Origin of the sequence: Acidovorax sp. HMWF029 (genome assembly GCF_003060895.1) — a bacterium.
Taxonomy (GTDB): Bacteria; Pseudomonadota; Gammaproteobacteria; order Burkholderiales; family Burkholderiaceae_C; genus Acidovorax.
In genome coordinates, this window is sequence record NZ_QAIH01000297.1 from 1 (window position 1) to 3,500 (window position 3,500).

Sequence of the window (3,500 nt, forward strand, 5' to 3'; positions counted from 1 at the left end):
ACTTCACCCTCATGACGGCGCTGCCCCCCCCCACTTCGGACGCCCTGCCCGCCATCCCGATCACCCGCTTTCACCGCACCCGCCTGATGCAGATCTGGCGCTCGGCGGGGTGGCCATGCAAGGATGGGTTGGAGATTGACCTGCTGGCTGCGGGCCTCATCAGTCTGCACATTGCGGCCGATGGTTGCGAAACCCTGCGCCTCACCGACGAAGGCATCCGCGCTCTGGCGCAGGCCCGCCAGCGCAGCGTGCGGGCGCTGAGTCTGCACGACCGGCTGGGCCAGAAGTTTGCGGCGCAGTTGCTGGCGGCGGGCCGCATCGTGTGGGCCGAACTGTCACTGCGCGCGGTGATCGACACCGTGCCGGTGGGGGATGTGGTGCCGCCTGCAGCCACGGCTGAAGCGGCCGCCAACGCTGCGCCTGCCATGGCGCCGCTATGGGCCGACGATGACCTCGCCCCCGCTTCCCACGCCGCTGCCAATGTGTGGCGCATGGCCCGGCCTGATCTTTTCTCGGTGCGCAACACTTCGGTGTCCACCTACCTGCAGCCCATGGTGCACGAGGTCAAGGCCAGCCGGGCCGACTTGCTGTCGGACCTGCGGCACGACGCCAAACGGCAGGCCTACCAGTGGCTGTGCGAGGAGTGCTACTACGTCTTCCCCGCAGGCATTGCCGAGCCTGACGAGATCCCTGAGCACTTCGGCATATGGGTGCTGCACGGCAGCGTGGAAGACGGGCGCTTTGAGCTGCTGCGCCCCGCGCGGCACAACCGCTGCACCCTGCCTTTTGCGGTGTGGATGGCGCTGTGCAAGGCCACGCCGCTGCGCAGCGAGGAAGACAAGGCCCAGGCTCCGCTGGTCGACGCCACCGAGCCGCACCCTGGTGCCAGCCCCCCATGACCTACACCGTGGCGGTGCGCGAGCTGTGCGAGTTCACCGCCAAGCAGGGCGACCTGGACCTGCGCTTTACACCCGCGCCCACCGCGCTGGAAGGTATGGCAGGCCATGCCGTTGCAGCGTCACGTCGGGGTGCAAGCTACCGCGCGGAGGTAGCACTGAACGGCAGCTACCAAAGCCTGCGTGTACGGGGCCGGGCCGATGGCTACGACCCCGCGCAGCAGCGCATCGACGAGGTCAAGACCTTCAAAGGGCGCATGGACCGCCAACCCGCATCGCACCGCCACCTGCACTGGGCACAGGCCAAGGTGTATGGTTGGCTGCTGTGCAAGCAGGAGCAACTGGCGCACATCGACGTGGCGCTGGTGTACCTGGACGTGGGTACGCAGCAGGAGACGGTGTTTACCGAACGCTGCAGCGCAAATGACCTGCGCCAGCACTTCGAGGCCCAGTGCCAGCGCTTCATTGCTTGGGCCGAACAGCAGGTGGCCCACCGTGCCGTGCGCGATGCCGCACTGACCACATTGGCGTTTCCGTTTGGCGACTTTCGCACCGGCCAGCGTCCGCTGGCCGAAGCCGTGTACAAGGCCGCAGTGGCAGGCCGCTGCCTGTTGGCCCAAGCACCCACGGGCATTGGCAAGACCATAGGCACGCTGTTCCCGCTGCTCAAGGCCGCGCCCGCGCAGCGCATCGACAAAGTGTTCTTTCTGGCGGCCAAAACCTCGGGGCGGCAGATGGCGCTGGATGCACTGGCGCGCCTGTCCGACAGCGCACCCGCACTGCCGCTGCGCGTGCTGGAGCTGGTGGCGCGCGACAAGGCCTGTGAACACCCTGACAAGGCCTGCCACGGCGAGTCCTGCCCTCTGGCACGGGGCTTCTACGACCGGCTCCCGGCTGCACGTGCCGCTGCATTTGCCACCACCAGCGCAGGCCAAACCGCCCCCGCCCTGGTGCAAAACCGCGTGCGCGACGTAGCACTGCAGCACGATGTCTGCCCCTACTACCTGAGCCAGGAACTGGCCCGCTGGGCCGATGTGGTGGTGGGCGACTACAACTACTACTTTGACCTCGGCGGCCTGCTGCACAGCCTGGCCCAGGCCAACCAATGGCGCACAGCGCTGCTGGTGGACGAGGCGCATAACCTGGTGGAGCGTGGCCGCAAGATGTTCACCGCCGAGCTGCCCCCCGCCACCCTGGCCCAGGCCCGCAGCAGCCCCTCCGCTGCGCGGCACACGCCCGTGAAGAAGGCGCTGGACAAAGTGCGCCGCACCTGGGTTGCGTTGGACAAGGCGCACACCGCTCCCTACACAGTGCTAGAAACCTTCCCCGACAAGCTGCTGGCCGCGCTACAGCAGTGCACGACCAAACTCACCGAGCACTTCGCAGACCATCCCACCGAACCGGACGGGGCGCTACAGGCGTTCTACTTCGACGCCCTGCACCTGCAGCGCATGGCCGATCTGCTGGATGCGCATTCGATGGTGGACATTTCCCAGGCTTCCGCCGCTCACCACCAGCGGGCCTTCAAACCCGGCGATTCCGTGGTCTGCATTCGCAACGTGGTGCCCGCCCCCTTCCTGCAACCCCGCCTGCAAGCAGCACACACCAGCACCTTGTTCTCAGCAACGCTGCAGCCCGCACGCTACTACGCCGACCTGCTGGGCCTGCCGAATGACCATGTGTGGGTGGACGTGGAGTCGCCCTTTGCTGCGTACCAGCTGCAGGTGCAGGTGGCGCGCCAGATCTCCACACGCTACCCGCACCGCGCTGCGTCGCTGGCGCCCATCGCGGCGCTGATGGCGCAGCAGTTTCGCGAGCGGCCCGGCAACTACCTGGCGTTTTTCAGCAGCTATGACTACCTGCAGCAGGCTGCTGCACTTTTTGCACAGCAGCACCCCGATGTGCCGCACTGGTGCCAGTCGCGCCGCATGCCGGAAGGCGAACAGCGCGAGTTTCTGGCCCGCTTCACCGCCACCAGCCAAGGCATTGCCTTTGCCGTGCTGGGCGGTGCGTTTGCCGAGGGCATCGACCTGCCGGGCCGGCGGCTGATTGGCGCCTTCGTCGCCACGCTGGGCCTGCCACAGGTCAACCCTGTCAACGAACAGATCCGCGAACGCATGCAGGATTTGTTTGGCGCGGGCTATGACTACACCTACCTCTACCCCGGCCTGCAAAAGGTGGTGCAGGCCGCTGGCCGCGTGATCCGCACGCCCAGCGACGAAGGCGTGGTGCACCTGATGGACGAGCGCTTTGGGCAGGCCCAGGTGCGCAACCTGCTGCCCGCGTGGTGGCAAACACGCTAAGGTGCGAGGCACAGCAACCATCCCCCACCACGTAGCCCATGCTGACCGACGACGAGCGCGCCGCCTTCCTGCAATCCATCACCCGTGTGCGGCAACGGGCGGCGCAGGCGCTGCGGCAGGCCCAGGGCGCGGATGGCGCCGTGGCCTTCATCGCGCAACTGCACCGGGGCGTGGACGCCGTGGCCGAGCAGGCCCGCGCCACCGGTCCCCAGCCCGCCTGCCAGGCCGGTTGCGCCCACTGCTGCCACCTGCGGGTCGAAGCCACTGAGCCCGAGGTCTTCCACATCGCGCAGCATCTGCG

General features: G+C 67.5%; 2 protein-coding genes and 1 pseudogene. All 3 read left to right on the top strand.

Annotation, left to right across the window (positions count from 1 at the left end; genetic code table 11):
• The first annotated feature begins 86 nt into the window (after positions 1-86).
• Positions 87-899: a hypothetical protein gene (locus DBR12_RS20305; RefSeq protein WP_199226740.1), complete on the top strand. Its 813-nt coding sequence runs from the start codon at positions 87-89 to the stop codon at positions 897-899.
• A complete protein-coding gene (locus DBR12_RS20310) occupies positions 896-3,199 on the top strand; it encodes an ATP-dependent DNA helicase (RefSeq protein ID WP_108618886.1) in 2,304 nt (767 codons plus the stop codon). The genes DBR12_RS20305 and DBR12_RS20310 overlap by 4 nt, the downstream gene beginning before the upstream one ends.
• Before the next feature lie 38 nt (positions 3,200-3,237).
• Positions 3,238-3,500 (top strand): annotated as a pseudogene (locus tag DBR12_RS20315) (YkgJ family cysteine cluster protein); the annotation flags it as partial.